This window comes from Microbacterium sp. SS28, from assembly GCF_022761035.1.
GTDB lineage: Bacteria > Actinomycetota > Actinomycetes > Actinomycetales > Microbacteriaceae > Microbacterium.
Genome location: NZ_JAKWJP010000004.1, coordinates 171,261 through 190,710 on the forward strand (window position 1 = coordinate 171,261; position 19,450 = coordinate 190,710).

Annotated in this window: 1 protein-coding gene (running past one end of the window); it reads right to left on the reverse strand. The window is 71.5% G+C overall.

Annotated features, from left to right (window positions below; genetic code table 11):
* On the reverse strand, positions 1-19,450 hold the 3' portion of the coding sequence (locus tag MJ607_RS12510) for a calcium-binding protein (RefSeq protein ID WP_243075927.1). The gene runs 8,447 nt beyond the window's last position; the window shows 19,450 of its 27,897 coding nt (coding positions 8,448-27,897); the start codon falls outside the window, past its right edge; the stop codon is at positions 1-3.

Sequence of the window (19,450 nt, forward strand, 5' to 3'; positions counted from 1 at the left end):
TCAGTCGTCGTCGAGGATCGTGATGATGCCGGTGCCGTCGGCGATGGTGGCGCCGGCACCGACACTCGTGATGCCGACGATGATCGTCTCGGTGGGCTCGTCGATCTTGTCGCCTGTGATCGTGAGCGAGAACGTCGCCGTCGTCTGGCCCGCAGCGATCGTGAGAGTCAGGGTGGTCGCGCCCTTGTAGTCGGCGCTCGTGGCCGTCCCCCCGACGATGGACACGACGATCGTGACGGCGGTGGTCGTGGGCGCCGACAGCGAGATCGTGAGCGATGCCGCCGTGCCCTTGCCCGTCGAACCCTCGGTCACCGTCGTGTCCGAGATGCTGACGGTCGGAGCGGGCGGGGGCTCGACGGGGTCGGGCACGATCTGTCCGCCGCTGTTGCCGTGCTGATCGAGGTCCGAGCCGTAGTTGTTGTACTTGTCGAACTCGTTCATCTGCGTCGAGATGAGCGTCGCGTTGCCGCTCGCGAGCGCGGCGTTCGTGCGGGCGATCACCTGAGTCGTCGTGTACGGGTACGCGATGTCGGGGTGCGCCGACGACAGGAGCGCAGAGACGGCCGCCCGCAGCAGGGCGTCGATGCCGCCGCCGCCCGTGCCGAGCGCAGCGAGCAGCGTGCGGCCCGCATACGCCGCCGGCGCCGAGGCGAAGACGCTCCCGACTGTCTGGTCGGGACGGAAGACGAGGGTGCCGTCGGCGTTGCGCGGCCAGGCCACGGCGCCCCAGTTGGCGGCGTTGGTCTTCCAGAAGCCCGGCGTGTGGCCCTCGGCGCCGCCGATCGCCGCACGGTAGGCCGCGGCGTCACGATCGGTGGCGACGGCACCCGATACGGGGTCGGTGCCCGTCGCGGTGGCGATGTTCGTGTAGTTCGTGCTGCGGACCGTTCCGGTCGCCGAGTAGAGCCACACCTCACCCGGATCGAGCAGGCCGTTGCCGTTCGTGTCGCCGCCGACGCGGGACGGGATGAAGTCGTCGGGGTCGGCCGTGCCGTTGTCGTCGACGAGGCTCACGGCGAGCGAGGTGTTGCCGGTGTTGCGCACGAGGTAGGTCCAGGTCACGGTCGCGCCCGGCAGCAGCTGCGGACCACCCGTGTCGGCGTCCTCGAGACTTGTCGGCTGCCACGCGTTGAGGGCGTTGATCGCCTTCTCGACGTCGATGCCGAGCACAGCGCCGAAGACGTGTGCCGGGTCGTCGTCGGAGTAGAGGGTGCCGTGCTGGTCGGTGCCCGTCACGCGGGCGACGTTGCGGAGCAGGCCGGCGACCGCGACGCTCGTGAAGCGATAGCGCCACACCTCGTCCGCGTCGAGCAGTCCGTCGCCGTCGAGATCGCCGGACAGCAGGGTGAGGGTCAGGTCGTCGGCGGGGTCGGCGGTGCCCCGATCGTCGACGACCGTGACACCGGCGAGGGGCAGCGCTCCGGAGATCGAGCGCACTTCGAACGTCCACTCGATCGTCGCGCCGACGACGACGCGCACGGCGGTCGCCTCGGTGTCGGCATCCTGCCCGTTCGCCTTCTTGAGGATCGTGATCGACGTCGGCGGCACGACCACTCCCGTCGCGTGGGCGACGTCGGTGTCGTTCGCGACGATCTCGGTGCCGGGGACCCGGCCCGTGACGGTCGCCGTGTTGACGTAGTGCCCGATCGCCGCGGTGCCGGTCTTGCGGAACAGCCAGACCTCGTCGAGGTCGAGGAGGCCATCTCCGTCGGTGTCGCCCGAGATGTAGACGGGGCTCCAGTCGTCGGTCGTCGTGCCCGGCGTGCCGTTGTCGTCGACGAGCACGACCGCGAGTGCCGTGTTGCCCGTGTTGCGGACCTCGTACGTCCAGACGAGCTCGCGTCCGACCGGGACGACGACGCCCGGCGCCGTCTCGGCATCCTGTCCGTTCACGTACTTCTTGACGTCGGTGCCTGCGATCGCCCCGAAGTAGAAGGCTGCGTCCTGCGCCGTGACCGACGCGCCCGAGTCGTCGCGCGCGGTGGCGTAGGCGATGTTGCCGTAGAGACCGGCGCGCGCCGATGCCGTGACGACACCCGCCGACGTGAAGAGCCACACTTCGCCGGGATCGAGTTCGTGATCTCCGTCGGTGTCGCCCGACAGGTAGACGGGCGTGATGTCGTCGTCGGGGTCGGTCGTGCCGTTGTCGTCGACCACCACGACGTCGCGCAGGCTGACCTGCGTGAGGTTCCGCACCAGGTAGGTCCACACGACGAGGGTCCCGGGTGCGAGGAGCTTGGCCACCGCAGCCGTGTCTGCGTCGTCGGCAGCGGTCGGCGAGAGCGGCGACGCGGCGTTCACGGCCTTCTTGATCGAGACGCCGCTGATCGGGATGCCGAGATAGCTCGCGGCATCCGTGTCCACGAGTGCGCGGCCTCCGCCGGTGCCGCGGACCGTCGCGGTGTTGGTGTACTGGCCGACGATCGCCGTGCGGACGGCCCGGTAGAGCCACACCTCACCGGGATCGAGGATGCCGTCGCCGTCGGTGTCGCCCGAGACGTAGACGGGCGCGAAGTCATCGGATGCGTCGAGCGGCGTGCCGTTGTCGTCACGGAGCGCGATGCCCGTCACGAGCCCGCCGAGCGACGAGACCAGGTAGGTGAAGACGACCTGTGCGCCGGTGCGGACTGTCGGACCGGTCGGGGTGTCGGCGTCCTCCCCGGCGGTCGGGTGGAGGGGGTCGACCGCGTTCACCGCCTTCTCGACGTACAGGAACACGTCGCCCGTCGTGGGCAGGCCGTTGTAGACGGCGGGGTCGCTGTCGCGCACCGCCTGGCCGTTGGCGCCGACGCCCTCGACCGTCACGACGTTCATGTAGCGGCCGGCGCGCGCGGTGCCCATCGCGCGGAAGAGCCACGTCTCTCCGGGATCGAGCCAGCCGTCTGCGTCGAGGTCGCCGCTCACGTAGGTCGGGACGAAGTCGTCCGTCGGGTCTGCGGGAGTGCCCGCGTCGTCGAGGATGCGGGCCAGCTGCACCGCGACCGTGCCCGGGTACGTCGTGACTTCGTACGTCCACACCACGGCCGAGCCAGCCGTGATCGTCGGGCCGCTCTCGTTTGCGTCGTCGCCGTTGACGTACTTCACGACGCGCACGATCGTGAGCGGGTCGCACGGGCAGTGCAGGGTGGGTCCGCCGACATCGTCGCGCCCTCCGCCCGGGAGGTTGCCCGGCTGGGGGTCGCGCGGTCCACCGTGCTGGTCCTGCCACAGCGCACCGTCGCTCGGCTCGACGAGCGCCTCTTCGTCGAACGGCTCGCCCGCCGGGATCGCCGGGCCCTCATCGGAGCCGCCCGCCTCGGACAGAGCGCGCACGAGGTCGCGGATCTGCGGGCTGAAGCTGCGGTTCACTGTCGGCGATCCGAACGGGCTGAACGGCACGATGAAGCTGTTGAACTCGCCCGACCAGTCGAACATGCGGTCCTGCGCCGTGTTGGCGATGAGCACGTCGCGGCCCGCGCCGCCGTACGCGAAGTCGCCGTCGCGGAACCGCGGGTCGTCGTTCTCGGGCTCGGTGTTGGCGCCGCCCGCGGTCTCGAGGTTGTCGTCGAGCTGCAGCAGGTCGTCGCCGAAGCCGCCGAACAGCCAGTCGCAGTTCGTGCCGCCCACGAGCCAGTCGGCGCCGAGGTCGCCGTAGAGGCGGTCGCGGCCGTCGTCGCTCTTGACCTTCACGCCGTCGATGTCGATCGGCAGGCGGGTCGCCTCGTCGAGCACGTACGCGTCGAAGTTGAGCAGGAAACCGGGGATGAGCGAGCGCGGGTCGTCGGCGTCGTACTGCGCGAACATCGTCGTGTCGGCGTCGTAGTGCAGCGGGTCGACGTCGACGAGCGGAAGCTCGGTCGCGAGGCGGCTCAGCGCGCCGAGGCGCAGGTCGCGGTTGTAGAAGGCCTGCATGGCCTCCGCGCCCGACATCGCGTCGCTGCCCTCGCCGCCGTGCAGGAAGTCGTCGCCGAGTCCGCCGTACATCGTGTCGTTGTTGACGGACCCGACGATCCAGGTGTGCAGGTCGGCGCGCTTGAGGAGCTCGCCGAGGATGTAGATCTCGGCGCCCGTGAAGGGTCCCGGCAGCGACACGAACTGCTCGGCGTCCGCCGCGCCGACGTGGTGGAGCGGTTCGGTCCGGCCGTTGCGGCTCGTCTGGATGACGCCGTCATCGCCCAGCATCCCGTCGATCCCCGTACCGCCGTAGAGCCGGTCGTTGCCCCAGCCGCCGTAGATGTCGTCGTCCTGGCCTTCGCCGAAGAGCACGTCGTCGCCGAGCTGGCCGTGGATCGTGTCGTCGCCGTCCTCGCCGTGGATGAGGTCGGCGACGCCGATCCCGATCGGGGAGCCGGCCGTGTAGTCGAGCAGCGCGTACGCGCGCGGCAGCAGACGCTGCGATCCGGCGTAGTCGTCGTAGGTGAAGGAGAGGAACCGGGTCGTGCCGCCGACGACCGTCACGAGTCGGAAGATCGTGCCGTTGTCGCCGAGGATGACGTCGCTGTCGGCCGCGTGCCCGCCCTCTTCGAGGTCGCCGTGGTTGTTGCGGACGAGGCGGATGCCGGCACCGCCGAAGATCGTGTCGGCGCCGTCCGGTCGGCGTGAGGCGGTGGTCAGGCTGAAGATGTCGGAGCTGCCGCCGATGAGGTCGTCGCGGCCGAGTCCGCCGAAGATGACATCGCTGCCGCCGTTGCCCTCGATCCAGTCGTCGCCGTCGCGTCCGGGTCCGGCGAGGTCTTCGACCGACTGACGAGTCGTGCGCACGTCGATCGTGATGACGCCCGAGTCGTCGATCGCCGAGCCGTCGCCCTGGATCCAGTCATCGCCGAGCTGCCCGAAGATCAGGTCGTCCTCGGCGCCGCCCGCGATGACGTCGTCGCCGTAGCGGCCGACGGGCGTGGACGTGTCGTGGTCGTACAGCTGCACGTCGCGCTCCTTGACGCCGCGCGGGTCGTCGAAGACACTCGTCACGCCCGCCCCGCACGTGCCTGTCGTGAGGAGGGGGCATCCGGTGTCCTGCTGGAAGATCGCGGCGCCCGTGAGCGTCTGGAACCGGCGGCTCGAGATGTCTCCCGTACGCAGGAGGTTCGCGTTGTCCCCCGCGATCGCGTCGTTCTGATCGCCGCCGTCGATGAAGTCGCCGGTGTCGCTGCCGCCCACGACATTGTGTCCGCCGATGAGGTCGTCGTCGCCCGTGCCGCCCGTCATGCGGTCGGCACCCTGGCCGCCGATGATGACGTCCTCGCCGGCGTTGCCGCGGAGGAGGTCGCTCGCGCCGCCCGCCGCCGCGCCGGTGTCGATCGACGTCCAGGCGAACGGGTGTGCAGCGAGCGGCATGTTCAGGGGCAGCAGTTCGAGGAAGATGCCGATCTGTCCGTTGAACTCCCGCACCGCGTCGACCCGGCCGTGGTCCCCGACGATCAGATCGTTCCCCTCGTCACCGCTCACCGTGTCGCCGCCGGTGCCGCCGAAGACGATGTCGTTGCCCGAGCCCCCCGAGATGACGTCGGCCGCGCCGGCGTTCGGGTCCTGGGTGCGGATGAGCTCCCACGTGCCGTCCGCCGCGACCTGCCACGGGGGGATCCCGCCGTCCTGCAGGAGGCCGTGATCGCCCAGGATGATGTCGGCCGCGGTGCCGCCCGAGATGAGGTCGGACCCGTTCCCGCCGAGGATGACGTCCCGGTCGTCGCCGCCCGAAATGACGTCGTCGCCGGCCGGGACGAGCGGATCGGTCGTCGTGATGAGCCGCACGATGCCCGACGGGGTGTCGATGACGATGCGGCCGTGGTCGCCGAGGAGGATGTCGCGCCCGCTGTCGCCCGTGATGACGTCGTCGTCGTTGCCGCCGAGGACGATGTCGTCTCCGGCGTCGCCCGAGATCGTGTCGGGTCCCGCGAGGGCTGCGGGGTCGGTCGTCTCGATGAGGGAGATCATGCCGACTCCGGGGTTGTAGGCGACGCGGCCGTGATCGCCGAAGACGACGTCGCGCCCGTCGTCGCCCGAGATCGAGTCGCCCCGATCGCCGCCGAGGATGACGTCGTCCCCCGCGTCGCCCGAGATCGTGTCCTCGCCGGCCGGCACGGTCGGGTCGGTCGTGTAGACGAAGCGGCGGAAGCCGTCGGGCGTCGCGAGCTCGACGCGGCCGTGGTCGCCGAAGACGACATCGTCGCCCGCGTCGCCCGAGATCGTGTCGTCGCCGTTGCCGCCCGCGATGAGATCGTCGCCGTCGTCGCCCGAGATGACGTCGTCGGCCCCGTTGCGGGGCTCGACCGTCGCCACCGCCAGCACGAGCCGCGTCGTCTGCAGCCGGACGAACACGGCGGGTCCGAGCAGCGCCGTGCGCTCGTATGGCACCGCCTGCTCGACGACGCCGTGGTCGCCGAACACGATGTCGCCGCGGTCGCCTCCGGCCGCGCTGCCCGCGCCTTCGCCGTGCAGCTCGTCCTCGCCCGCGACGAGCGCGTCGGCGTTCGACGCGGTGCTCGTGTTCACGGTCGAGATGTCGAGCCGCCGCGTGATGACCTGCACGTTGACGCCGGAGTCGCCGTAGATCTGATCGGCGCCGCGCTGCCCCAGGATGAGGTCGTCGCCCGAGCCGCCCGCGAGGAAGTCGCCTGTCTGCGAGCCGTAGATGGTGTCGTCGCCCGCGCCGCCGTACGCCGTGATGCCGACGGTCGACTGGTCGGCGCCTGCGAAGAGCGCGCGCGCATCGATGACGTCGTCGCCGGCATGGTCGAACGGGCTCGCCAGCGGGACGCGGTAGCGCTCGTCCTCGTCCGCGACGCCCGGGAACTGGTCGAAGCCCTTGGGCCCGAGGTCGCCGGCATCCTGTGCGTCGGGGCGGCCTGAGTACCAGAAGCCGTCCTGCGACGTGTCGCCGTAGACGACGAGCGGCGATGCGGGTCCGGCCCCGCCGGTGATGACGATCGTGTCGCCGCCCATCGCACCGCCCGCGAGCGCCTGGTTGCCTCCACCGTGCACGACGGTCAGCACACCGTGCGCCGCGGGCGGGTCGACGAGCGTCGCGGGATCGCCGTCGTCCTCGGGTGCCGCCTGCAGCGTCCCCGCGATCGTGAGGCGATCGTTCCCGGCGCCGAGCAGCAGGTTGAGCACCTCGATCGTCGAGGTCGCGGCATCCGTCGAGATCCCCGTCGTGTGCCCCGCGGCATCCGTCGCGAACGAGAGCTGGCCGAAGGTGATGCCGCCCGCGACGGCGGTCGGCTCGCCGAACGCCGTCCCGCCCGGGACCGTGTAGCCCGCGGGGAGCCCTGTGCCGGTGAGGCTCGTCGAGGTGAGCGTGCGGACGTGATCCTCGATGCTCGAATCGTCGAAGATGTTCAGGATGTCGATCTGCCGGCCCTCCGGCACGACGGCCGCGGCGCCGATGCCGAGGAGCGGCGAGTCGGTCTCGCCGGGAAGCTTGATGCCGTTGAGGAGCGAGCGGTCGGCACGGGTCGTCCCTCCCTCGACGGAGACGGGACCGGCGAGCTGCGAGAGCGGATGCGGCTGCACGGCGAAGGTCTTGACTCCCTGGCGGACGAGCGGGAGGTCGAAGAAGGGGTCCGCGCGGAGCGTCACCGTGACGGGCGTCATCCAGTTCGCGGCCGTGAACGTGACGACCACGGCGACGCGGGTGATCGTCACGACGCCCGCAAGCGTGGGGAAGGGTGACGCGGCGGTGAGCTCGATGACGTCGTCGTGCGTTGCGTTCGTCCCCCGGATGACGGCGATCTTGAAGGAGGTCGCGCCGCCGTCGAACGAGATGAGCTGGCCCTCGAGGAAGCCGTCCGCGAGGAAGCTGCCATGATCGGCGCGCGTGATCCGTCGTGCGGCGGGGTCTGCCGTGATCGCGCCGGTGAACAGGCCGCGGGTCGCCGAGCCGATCGCCTTGATCGTTCCTCCGACGACGTCCGTCAGACCGTCGGTGAGGATCGCGACGTCGACCGCAGCCGTCGGCGCCGTCGTGAGCCGGATCGTGTAGTCGTCGGTCGCACCGCCGGGGACGACGGTCGTGCCGGTGCCGCTCTGCGTCACGACGACCCCCGCCGAGTCGTCGTCGCGCACGTCGACGGCGAGGCGGACGTCGGGGAAGGCATAGCCTGCGGGACCGCTCACGAGGGTCGCGACGATGCGCGCGAAGGCGGCGTCCTGCCGCACGGCGTCGTCGATCGCGAGGATCCGGATGCGGACGGGCGTCGTGTCGCCCGCCGCGAACGTGATGATGCGGGTCACGGGGTCGAAACGGGTGTCGGCGGCGTCGCCGCGGACGAGGCGCAGGCGGCCGTCGGGGAGGTCGAGGCGGATGCGCACGATGCCCGTCGCGGGGCTCGAGAGCGACACGAGGATGTCGTCCGAGATGCCCGTGACGTCGTTTTCGAGCACGAGGGTCGTGTCATCCTCGATCGTCGTCCCGGGGGCGACCTCGATGATCGTGACACCGGGCACGTCGTTGTCGCGGACGAGCACCTCGACGTTGCGGACGGCGGCGCCGTCGAAGCCCGCCGTGCGGTCGGCGGGGTCTGCCGCGATGACGCTGTGGCTGATCGCGACGACCTGGTCGCCCTCGCGGGCCGTGTCGTCGACGGCGTAGACGTGGACGGTCTGCGCGAGGTTCCAGTTCGTCGTGTCGAACACGAGCACGACCGCGCGCTGCGGCTCGTCGACGACCGATCCGTCGTCGACGAAGTGCCGGCGGAACTCCGCGAACGCCGAGTCGCACGCGGCCGCGGCGCCCGTGCAGAGCCACACCGTGTCGGCCGCCCCGGCGTCGGCGCCCGGCCGGGATGCCGAGACCGTCACGTAGACGCGGCCGGCCGGCATGCGCGAGAGGCGCACCGTGTACGAGTCGAAGGCATCGATCTGCACGCCGTCCTCGCGCACGGAGGTGCCGCCGCCCGTCTCGGTGAGGACGACGAGGCCCTCGCCCGTGCCCGCCACGTGCAGGTCGATGCCCGTCACGATGAGTCCGTCGTACCGGATGTCGCCCGAGGTCACGAGGTGGTCGACGGCGCCGCTCGCGCCCTCGATGTCGCGCACCGCGATGTCGGTCGAGACGTCGCCCGCGATGTTGATCGTGTCGCTGCCGAGGCCGCCGATGATCCGGTACGCGACGCCGAACGCCGTCGACTGCACGAAGAACTCGTCGTCGCCCTCGAGACCGTCGATCTCGATCGCCTCGACTGTCGTGTACCGGATGCTCATGCCCGCGCCGTAGATCGCGGTCGACGTGACGACGATGTCGTCGGCGAACTCGGTGCCCAGGACGACGACCTTGTCGAAGCCCTCGCCGCCGTCGATCGAGACGGGGGCGTTCATCGTGTAGCGCACCTCGTCGGCACCGCCGCCTGTGCGGATGTCGAGCGGGCGTGCCGCGGACGATCCGATGATCGGCTCGGCGACTCCGGCCGCGTTCGTGCGGATCGTGCCGTCGGGGTTCGTGCGGGCCAGGGCGAAGGCCCGGACGACGAAGAGGTCGTCGCCGTCCTCGCCCTCGAGCCGCAGCTCGGCCTGGTTCGCGTAGACCGTGAACCGGTCGTCGCCCGCGCCGCCGAGCGCGACGAGAGGGGCGCTGCTGCCGGGGCTCAGGTAGCCGCGCGTCGTGGCGATGAGCCGCGGGAAGGCGTCGGCAGGTGCGAGGCCCGCCGAGGCGTCCCGTGGCGAGCCGAACAGCTGCCCGAAGTGGAAGTCGTCGTCGCCCGCGCCGCCGTCGAGCGTGATCGTGACGCTCGTGTCGTCGACGGCGAACGTGTCGTCGCCGGCGCCCGCCTCGACGAGCAGCCTGCCGTTGAGCGCCGTGTCGTAGTTGATCCGCTCGACGCCCGTGCCCGCCGCGGTCGCGGCGCGGAGCGCGTCGGGGGTGCCGTGGACGAGTGCGACGAAGGCGGGCCGGTCGGCCGTCTCGCCCGGGATCGTCGTGACCTTCCGCAGGAGGAAGACGTCTGCGTCGCTCGTGCCGACCACGACGGCCTCATCGGCGCCGTCGTCAGGAGCTCCCGAGTCGAGGATGTTGATCGTGTACGTCCGGGTCGCGACGCTCGTCGTCTCGATCCGGTAGTGGTCGGTCCCCTGCTGACCGTCGAGGGTCAGGGTGTGCGCGGCGGGAAGGTCGGGTGTGCGCAGCGCCAGGACGCGGAAGTCGTCCTCGCCGTCGCCGCATGCGGTCGGCAGGACAACCGCGGCGCAGATCGGGCGATCCGTCGCCGAGAGGTCGCCGCTGCCGTGGACCCGGACGGGAGCGCCCAGGAGCGTCGCGTCGAACACGAAGTGGTCGACGTCGTCGTGCCCGAAGATCAGCACGCGATCGGTGCGGTCGTTCCCGCCGCCGAGGTCGAAGATCCCGCCGATGCGTCCCGCGAGGGTGATGGTCGTGCCGAATCCGGATGCCGCGGTGCCCACGTTCGCGTGGGTGTCGGCGTCGACCGCGGACGGCCTGCCGAGGGGATCGGGGTCGACCGCCGAGACGGCGCCGGGCAGGCGGTTCGCGTCGCCGTGCAGGAAGATCGTGCCGCCCGCGACGATGTCGGTGCCGACGGGGGCGACGAAGTCGTCGCCGAACCAGAGGGAGAGGTCGAGCAGGGCCCAGAGTCCGCTCCGCGTCGTGGTCGCGGTGTCGGATGCACCGGGGGTCGTGAGGCGCGGCCGGCCCTCGCTCACGAGGCTCGAGCCGCTCACGAGGAGGATGAGGTCTTCCGTGCGCACGGGAGGGCCGCGCACCGCGATCGTGTCGGGCACCGTGAGCCGCACGTTCCCCTGCGTCGAGGTCACGGCGAGCACGTACAGCTCGTGCTGCGTCTCGGTGATGAACACCGAGAGGGTCGACTCGACGTAGAGGCGGCCCGAGGCCGTGCCCGACACGGAGGTGTCGACGTCGAGGTCGTTCGCGGGCAGGCCGACGCCGCCGCCCGTCGCGCGCAGATCGATGCGGTCGGCCACGACATCGGCCGCGACGTCGTCGAGCCCGTCGAGGATCGAGCCGGCGCCCGCGACGAGCGCGACATCCGTGATCTTCGACAGATCGACCTGGTGCGACGTGACGAGCCCGACGCGCAGGTCGCCGATCGTCTCGAACAGGTGGATCCCGAGCGCCGCCGTCGCATTCAGGATGCCGCCCACGGGCGTGCCTGCCACGCCCATCGTGTCGAGCAGGTTGATCTCGAGGAAGTCGCCTTCCGTGCCGATCGAGCCGTTCGCCGCCGTGAGGGTGATGTTCACGCCCTCGACGTCACGGGGATCGGTCGGGTTGGTCGTCGCGTCGGCCGGGTCGCCGTCCAGGATGCTGCGGTCCGCCGTGAGCGTCACGTCGGCCGTGCGCGACCGGATGAGTCCGACGCGCAGGTCGTCCGCGACCTCGATGAGCGTGACCGAGCCGTCGATGTCGACGTCGACGAAGCCCGTGCCCGTGCCGCCCGCCGTGAGGTCGATCCAGCCCCGCAGCGTGATGACGGGCGGGGTGCCGGCATCCGGGGCGTCCGGACCGTTCGCGAGCCCTTCCGTGTCGCGGATCCGGATGTCGTCGCCCGCCGTGACGCCGGGAACGCCGGCCGCGAGGGGGGTCGTCGAGAAGAGGACGAACTCGCCCGCGGCGGACGTCGGCTCGAACATCTCGAGGCTCGACCCGAGGATCGTCGTCTCGCTGCGCGGCAGCGGGTCGTTGCGTCGCTGGAGCAGGTAGGTGCTGTCGATCTCGGTCGAGGTCGCGCCGACGTAGGCCGCGGGGTCGCGCAGCGCCGAGACTCCGGCACGCGCGGGGTCGTGGCCGGCGAGCGTGTTCGTGCCGCGGAAGTGGAATCGGTGGATCTGCTCCAGGAACCACAGCGACGATGTCGACTCGGTGCTCACCCGCACCCGGACGTCGGCCGCGATGTTCGACGCGACCTGCACAAGCGCCGTCCGCAGTTGGATGTCGGCGTCGCGACCGGCCCTCGCGACATCGATCGCGATCGTCATCGCGGACGGTGCGGTCAGCGTCCGGTCGAGGCCGCGGAGGCTCAGGAAGGCGTCGGTGCCGGCGATCGCGATGAGGCGGGGATCGCGGACGCCGCTCGCGGTCGGGGCGTCGACGCGGGGCAGGGCGGTGAAGCGCACGAGGTCGACGGCGAGCCGTCCGCCGGCTCGCCCGATCGATCCGGCGGATGCCTCGACATCGAGCAGATTCGTCACGACGAGGGCCTGAGCGCCCGCGAGGATGTCGGCGAGGACGCTGATGATGCGGGTCAGACCCAGCGGGTTGTTGACGAGGCCTGTGAGCGTCAGGGTCCCGTCGCCCCGCTTCTCGAGGTCGACGTAGGCGGGCGCGGACGAGTGCCGCACGTCGAACTCGAGAGTCGTGTTCGAGCGGTAGCCGCCCGCCGCCGAGCGCAGCAGCACGAGCGGCGGCGTCGTCGAGGTGTTGACGACGTCGATCCTCGAGACCGTGACGTCGAGGCCCGAGTAGTCGACGATGACGACGGAGGGCAGTGTGTCGCGGAACTCGAACGTGGGCCACGGCTGGTTCGGGTTGCCGTCGGTGCTCGACGCGTAGTCCTCGTTGTCGATCTGATCGTCGGCGCTGAAGAGCACGTCGGCGTAGCCCGAGTTCGTGATCGGGTCGATCGTGTAGCGGCCGTCGCCGTCGGGGTCGACCTGCGTGGGGTTCGGGCCGCCCGCGATGGGGACGACTCCGCCGTTGATGGTCACGCCGTTCGCGGCGACGACGAAGCCGTCGGCATCCACGACGAGGAGCGGGGCCCCGTCGAGCCCGCCGAGGATCAGGACGTCGGCATCCCAGTCGATGTCGCCGTTGCGGACCGCGATCGAGTTGTCGTCGTTGTGGTAGCGGTCGCGGTCGGTGGGCGGCGCGTTGTCGACGACGATCAGGATGTTGTCGGCCTGGACGTACAGCGCGAGGCTGCCGATGCCGCTCGGCGCGTCGAGACCCGAGGCCGGGTCGGTGCGACGCGCGCCGGCGATGACGAGCACGCCGCGGTCGGCATCGACCTCGTTGTCGAAGTCGTCAGTGCCGCCGGCATCTGCATCCTGCGGCGGGATGAGCGCGACCGCGAGCCGCATCGCGTTGCGGATGATCGTGACGCCCGACGTCGTCGCCTGCAGGTCGACGCCGCGGTCGCCGCGGACGATCGTCGTCGTGGGGCCGTTGCCGTCGATCTCGACAGCGACGTCGGACTCGATGTTGACGTCCGCGTTGGCGAACGCCGTCGCGACGCCGAGCAGGATCGGGTTGACGCCGAGGGCCTTCGCCGTGGCGATCGCGATCATCAGGACGACCGCCGCGTGCAGATCGACCGTCGAGCCCGTGATGCTCGCGCCCTGCCCGATGAGCACCTTGGTCACAGCCGGGTCGGCGTTCGTGCCGATCGTGACGCCGCGATCGTCGTTGGTGTTGTCGGAGTCCGCGCCCGCGCCGAGCGCCCACGACTCCGTGTCCGAGAGCGTCGTGCCGATCGTGGCGGACTGGCTCAGGATGCGCACGTGGCCGTTCGCCTCGACGACGGCGCCCGCGCCGACCGTCGCCGTCGTGTCGTTGTCGATGCGCGCGGTCGTCTCGGCGATCTTTCCGGCGATGACGCCGCCGCCCTTCGACTTGGCGGTCGCCTGGATGCCGTGGCTCGAGATCGCGCGGACCAGGACGTCGCCGCCCGCCCGCACGACGGAGCCGGCGTCGATGTTGGCCGAGGTGATCGCGGTGTCGAACACGACGTCGGCGTGCGCCTCGCCCACCGAGATGCCGCCGCCGCCGGACGTGTCGGCCCAGGCGCTCGCGCGGGTCGCGCCTGTCGAGACGACCTCGACCGAGCCGCCCGCCGACGTGATCGCCGCCGCGAGGGCGGCGGTCACGACGGGAGCGCCCGTGACCCGGGCCGAGGGGACGCTGATGTCGGCGATGATCCCGCCCGAGCCGCCGTTCGTCGTGGCACCGGACTTGCCGTCGCCGGGCGTCGGCGAGAGTGTCGACAGCTCCTCGCCGCCGGGGCCCGTGAGCGAGTGGGTGCCGGCCGGCAGAGTGCCGAGCAGCTTGGCGTAGAGCGCCTGCGTCCCGTCGCCCGCTTTGAGGTCGACCTCGACGAGCCCGAAGCGGTGCGGACCGGGGCGCCCGGCCGCCGAGAGCACGATGGAGGCCCCGCCCGTCGGCGTCGCGGCGAGCTCGACGGAACCGCTCGGGATGCCGCCTCCCGTGCGCGTGTAGTAGGTCTGGCCGTTCCGCAGGCCGGCGAGACTCCGCTCGATCGAGTGCCGCAGGGATTCGGCGCCGGCGAGGCTGAGCACCAGCGCCGTCTGCGCGATACCGTCATCGGCGCATCCCGTCGCGTGGCAGAGCGTGTCGGCGAGCTGGATGGCGCCGTTCGCCCGGACGATGACGTAGTAGGTGGTGCCGCTCACGAGCCCGCCGATGGCCGTGCCGTCCAGGGCCAGGTAGAGGACGGCATCCCCGGTGTGGAGTCCTGCCGTGATATCCGTCCCGACGAAGATGTTGTTCGCCGACGCGACATGGTCGATCGTCACGGTGTTGTCGGCGTGCGTCGTGCTCTGCGGCACCCACACCGGGTCGCCTGTCACGGGGTCGGTCACCTGGACGGGGGTCACGTCGACGGCACCGCCGATGAACGTCGCGGTGACGGGGGCCAGGTAGACGACGGCCGTCCCGTTCGGCTGGGACGCGAGCGTCGCATCCTCGAGACGGTTCCCGTTGATCGTCGGCGTGAGCGGGGCCTCGGTCAGGGCCGTCGCCGCGCTGAGCGTGGTCGTGAGCTTGATGCGGAACTCGTCGATCCACCGCACGTAGAAGGTGGGCAGGCCCGACGTGCTGCACGCGCCAGCCGCCGACGAGGCGTTCACGAGGATCGAGGTGCCGCCGCGCGGGTCGTAGACGACGCAGTCGCCGCTCACGAAGCCGTGGGCCGTCGCGAACGTGATGATCTCGGTGAGGGGATCGACCTGCGCGGCCGAGAAGAGCGATCCGAGGCGGATGGCTCCCGTCGTGCCCGTGTCGAGCACGGTGTACGTGCTGCCCTCGTGCAGACCCAGGATGCCGGTGCCCGACGCCTGATAGGTGACGGAGGCGCCCTCGCCGATGCCGGGGTACGAGAAGGTCATGGTGTTCGCCGCGATGTCGATCGCCGTGATCCGGTCGGTCAGCGTCACGCTGGGCGCGTCCGAGAGGTCTGCCGCGACGCGGATCGAGCCGCCCGCGTAGAGGCGCGTCGTGGACGCGGTGCCGGGGAGGCCGATGAAGGCGCCCACCGTGGGCGTGATCGTCGTCGTCGCCAGCGGGATGCCGACCTGCACGCCGCCGCCGCCGTACGAGTCGCCCGTGGAGTCGGCTTCGGCCTTCGCGGTCGCCGAGACCGTGACCCCGCCGAGGATGGGCACCGGTGCCGAGGGGATCGTGAGGTCGCCGATCGTCACGCCGTTGCCGATGAACGCCGAGACGTCGGGGTCGGAGGTCGCGTAGGCCTGCGAGCCGCCGATCGACACGGCGCCGCCGGTGCCGACGACGACCTGCGTGTTCGCCGACGCCCCGAGCAGCTGCGCGCGGATGTCGACGCCGCCCGCGCGGACGATCGTCGTGCGGCCGACGATGGTCGCCGAAGTGGCGCCCGTGATCGTCGCGTCCGCGATGAGCCACGTCACGGCGCCGATGCCGCCGGAGCCGCCCTGGACCTTGCCGCGCGAGGACTGCGTCGCCGTCGCGAGGATCGAGATGGAGCCGCCCGTGTCGAGGGTCGTGATGCCGCCCGCGAGCGAGCCGATCTGCGCGACCGAGTCGACGTCGACGTCGGCGTCGACGCGCGCGCCCGAGCCGCCGATCGCACCGATCGCGACGACGACGAGCAGCGCGTCGGCGACCGACGTGTTGTCGGCGGTCACCGAGATCGACGCCGCACGGATGCTCACGGCATCCGCGATGCTCGCACGGGCGATGCCGTAGAGCGCGACCATGACGCCCATGCCGCCCACAGCGATGATGCCGCCCGCGGCATTGGCCGCCGTGACCCGGACGGTCGGCGTGTAGTGCGACGAGACCCGCACCTGCCCCGAGGCGTAGATGAGCGTGCCGCGGCGGACCTCGGCGGAGGCGGCCGCCACGCCGGACGTGCCGATCGTGACGTTGAGGACGCCGGCCGAAACGCCCAGGGGCCCGCCCGCGAGCCCGAGCAGCGTCACGGCGGCGTTGCCGAAGGAGCCCATCGAGACGGTGTTGGCCGCCTGGATCGTCACGTCGCCGACCGTTGCAGCCGGCGTCGTCGCGCCGATCTGTGAGCCGACGCCCGTGTAGGCGAGCGCCGAGCCCGTCGACTCGACGACCTCGACCGTCGCGGCGAGGGCTCCGAGGAAGAGGGCGCCCGCGACGGCGATCGCCGAGGCCGCGATGTGGACGATGCGGTCCGCCGAGATCAGCACGGAGTCGGCGCCGCTGATGAGGACTCCGAACGCCCCCGCGTCTTCGAGGTAGGCAGAGACAGTGCCGCGGTCGATGACGACGACGACGGATGCCGCGATCCCCACCATCTGGCCGAGGCCCGCCGTCACGGACAGCACGTCGAGCTTCGCGTTCAGGGCGGCCTGCAGTGCGACCGCGCCACCGGCCCGGACGATCGCGCCCTGCCCGACGAACGTCGTGACGTCGTCTTCGAAGACGAGGATCGCGATGCCGGCGCCGACACCCGCGAGGCCGCCCGCCAGGCCGCCGCCCGCCAAGACGATCGAGGCGTGTTCACGGGCGTCGAGCCGGACGTCGCCGCCCGCGTCGATGCGGGCGTTCCGGCCGATGAAGGCCGTCGTGCCGCCGGGGATCGTCTGCGTGCCGACTGTCGTCGCCGCCGCGGGCGCGCCCGTCGAAGCCGCGATCGCACCCGAGGGCGCCTTCGCCGCGAAGGCGTCGCCCGCCGACCCCGCGGTCGAGCGGATGTCGCCCGAGTTCTGCGTCGTGCCGGCGCCCGGCCCCGGATCCTCGAGATCGCCGAGCGCTCCGGTCGCGCCCGACCCCGTGATGAGTCCGTCGACCTTCGCGATCGTCGACGTCGATCCGTTGTCGTCCTCGCCGACGAGCGCGTCGGCCGAGCGGGTCGTCGGCTGGTCGCTCTGCGTCCGGTCGCCGTAGGCGTAGGTGCTCACGAGGTTGCTGCCGAGCGTCCAGACCGACACGGCCGCACCGAGTCCGACACCGGCGAGACCCGCCGCGACGGCGACGCTCGTGATCGAGCGATCCGAGAGGGCGCTCACGGTGATGTCGCTGCGCGCGCGCACGTCGGAGCCGGCGATGAAGGCGGTGGTGTCGTTGTGGATCACGCCGATGTCGACGCCGCCCGCGAGTCCGACGATGCCGACGCCCAGAGCCCCCGCGATCGCGAGGATCGTCACGTCGTTCACCGCGACGACCCGCACGTCCTGCGCGGCGGACGCGGCATCCTGATCCATCGTGTTGATGAGCGCGCCGCCGTCGATGTACGCGCGCGTATCGGAGTCGACGACCTCGACCGTGACAGCTCCGGCGACTCCCGCGACCAGGCCGCCCGCGCCGGCGAGGGCGACGGACAGGATGTCCTCGTCGCTCGAGGCCACGACGATCACACCGTGCACGTCGTCGGCGGCGTCCGTCGTCCCGAACGAGCCGTCGGCGCCGAGCGAACCGTCGTAGACGTCGACGCGCAGCGAGTTGCCGGCGGCGTCGACGGTCGCGCTGCCGATCCAGGCGCGCGTGTCCTTCGTCACGACACCCACGCCGATGCCCGCGCCGATGCCGGCTCCTTCGACGCCGATCCCGGCGCCGATCGCGATGAGGTCGATGTCGGTCGAGTCGGAGGCTGCGACGACGACGTTGCCCCCTGCGCGGACCGTGGCGCCTGCGCCGATCGACGCGAAGGTCTCGTCGTCGAGGACGACGACGGCGAAGGCGCCGCCCGCGCCGACGGTGTCGCCGCCGGCGATGGCGATCGCGATGACGAGGATGTCCTCTTCGGCCTGCGCCCGCACTTCGACGTCCCGACGGGCCTCGACGACGGCGGAGGCGCCGATCGTGGCCGAGACGTGCTGGACGACGACGCCCACCTGGACGCCGGGGGTCACGCCTACCTCGCCCGCGATGCCGGCGCCGCCGACGATGCCGAGCAGCTGGTAGTCCTGGGCCGCCGCGACGAGGACGCTCTGACCGCTTCCTTCGGCGCCCGCCGCCGCGTTGATGCGCGCGAGGTCGTCGATCGAGGCGGTCGTCGTCGAGACCATGACGTGCACCGCGCCGGAGATCTGCACGCCCACTTCTCCCGACAGGGCGGCGCCGATCGCGACCATTCCGATGTCGGTGCGGTCGAGGGCCGTCACGGCGACGCCCGTGAATCCGCTGCGGGTGGTCGGCGTCACGACGCGCTGCCCCGTGAGCTGCGGGTCGGTCAGCGGGTCCTGCGCGTCGGCCTGGTTCGGGTCGTACCCGACGTCAGAGTTCGAGATGGCGGGCGGCGCGACCTGGTCGGGGTCTGTGCTGTAAGACGGCGCGAAGCCTGCGGCGAGCCCATTCAGGATGTCGAGCCCCGGCCGGAGTCCGCGACCGTCGACCACCGCGCGGGCGCCGATAGAGGCATCCGTCGTCTTCGTCACGACAGGAACGACGATGGCGCCGCCGAGACCCGCATCCCCGCCCCACGCGAGGTTGCCGGCGATGACGTCGACCTGCGTGTCGCCCGACGCGAAGACCTGAACGGTGCCTTCCGCCATGACCGTCGTGGCCGCGGCTCCCGCGAGGGTGCCACGGATCTGCGCCTTCGTCTGGATCACCAGCACGTACACGTCGAAGGCTCCCGCGAGCCCCACGTCGCCGCCCGCCGCGACGCCTCCCGCGACAGAGACGATCGTCTCCTCCGAAAGGGCGAGCACGCGGATGTCGCGCTGCGCCTGCACGCGGGCTCCGCTGCCGATCCAGGCCTCGGTGTCCTTCGTGAGCACGCCGACTTCGGCGCCCACGCCGATGCCCGCGGTGCCGCCGAGGGCCGCGGAACCCGCGACACCCACGTGGACCGTCTGGTCGGAGGCGATGACGAGGACGCTCTGGTCGGCATCCTCATTCGCCGTGCCCTGGTTGATCCGCGCGCCGTCGCCGATCCACGCGTGCACCGAGCGGACGATGACGGTGACCGAACCCGAGCCCGCCACGCCGAACTGGTCGCCGCCGCCGAGGCCGATCGCGATCGTGTGCACCGACTCGAACGACGTCGCGCTGACCGCGAGGCCCTTCACGAGGAACGACTCGGGAGCCCCCTGCGCGTTCTTCGTGCCGGTCCGGACCATGACCCCCGCGGTGTTACCCCGCGCATCGACCGTCGCTCCGTCGCCGATGTAGGCCTTGACGCTCGATGCATCGATCTGCAGCGGCACGGCGATGCCGGCCGCGTTCTGACCGACGGCTGCGCCTCCTGCGACCGCGATCGCCGTGAGGTCGTCGACTGCCTGAACCAGGATGCTGCCGCCCGCGTCGACCGCGCGCGAG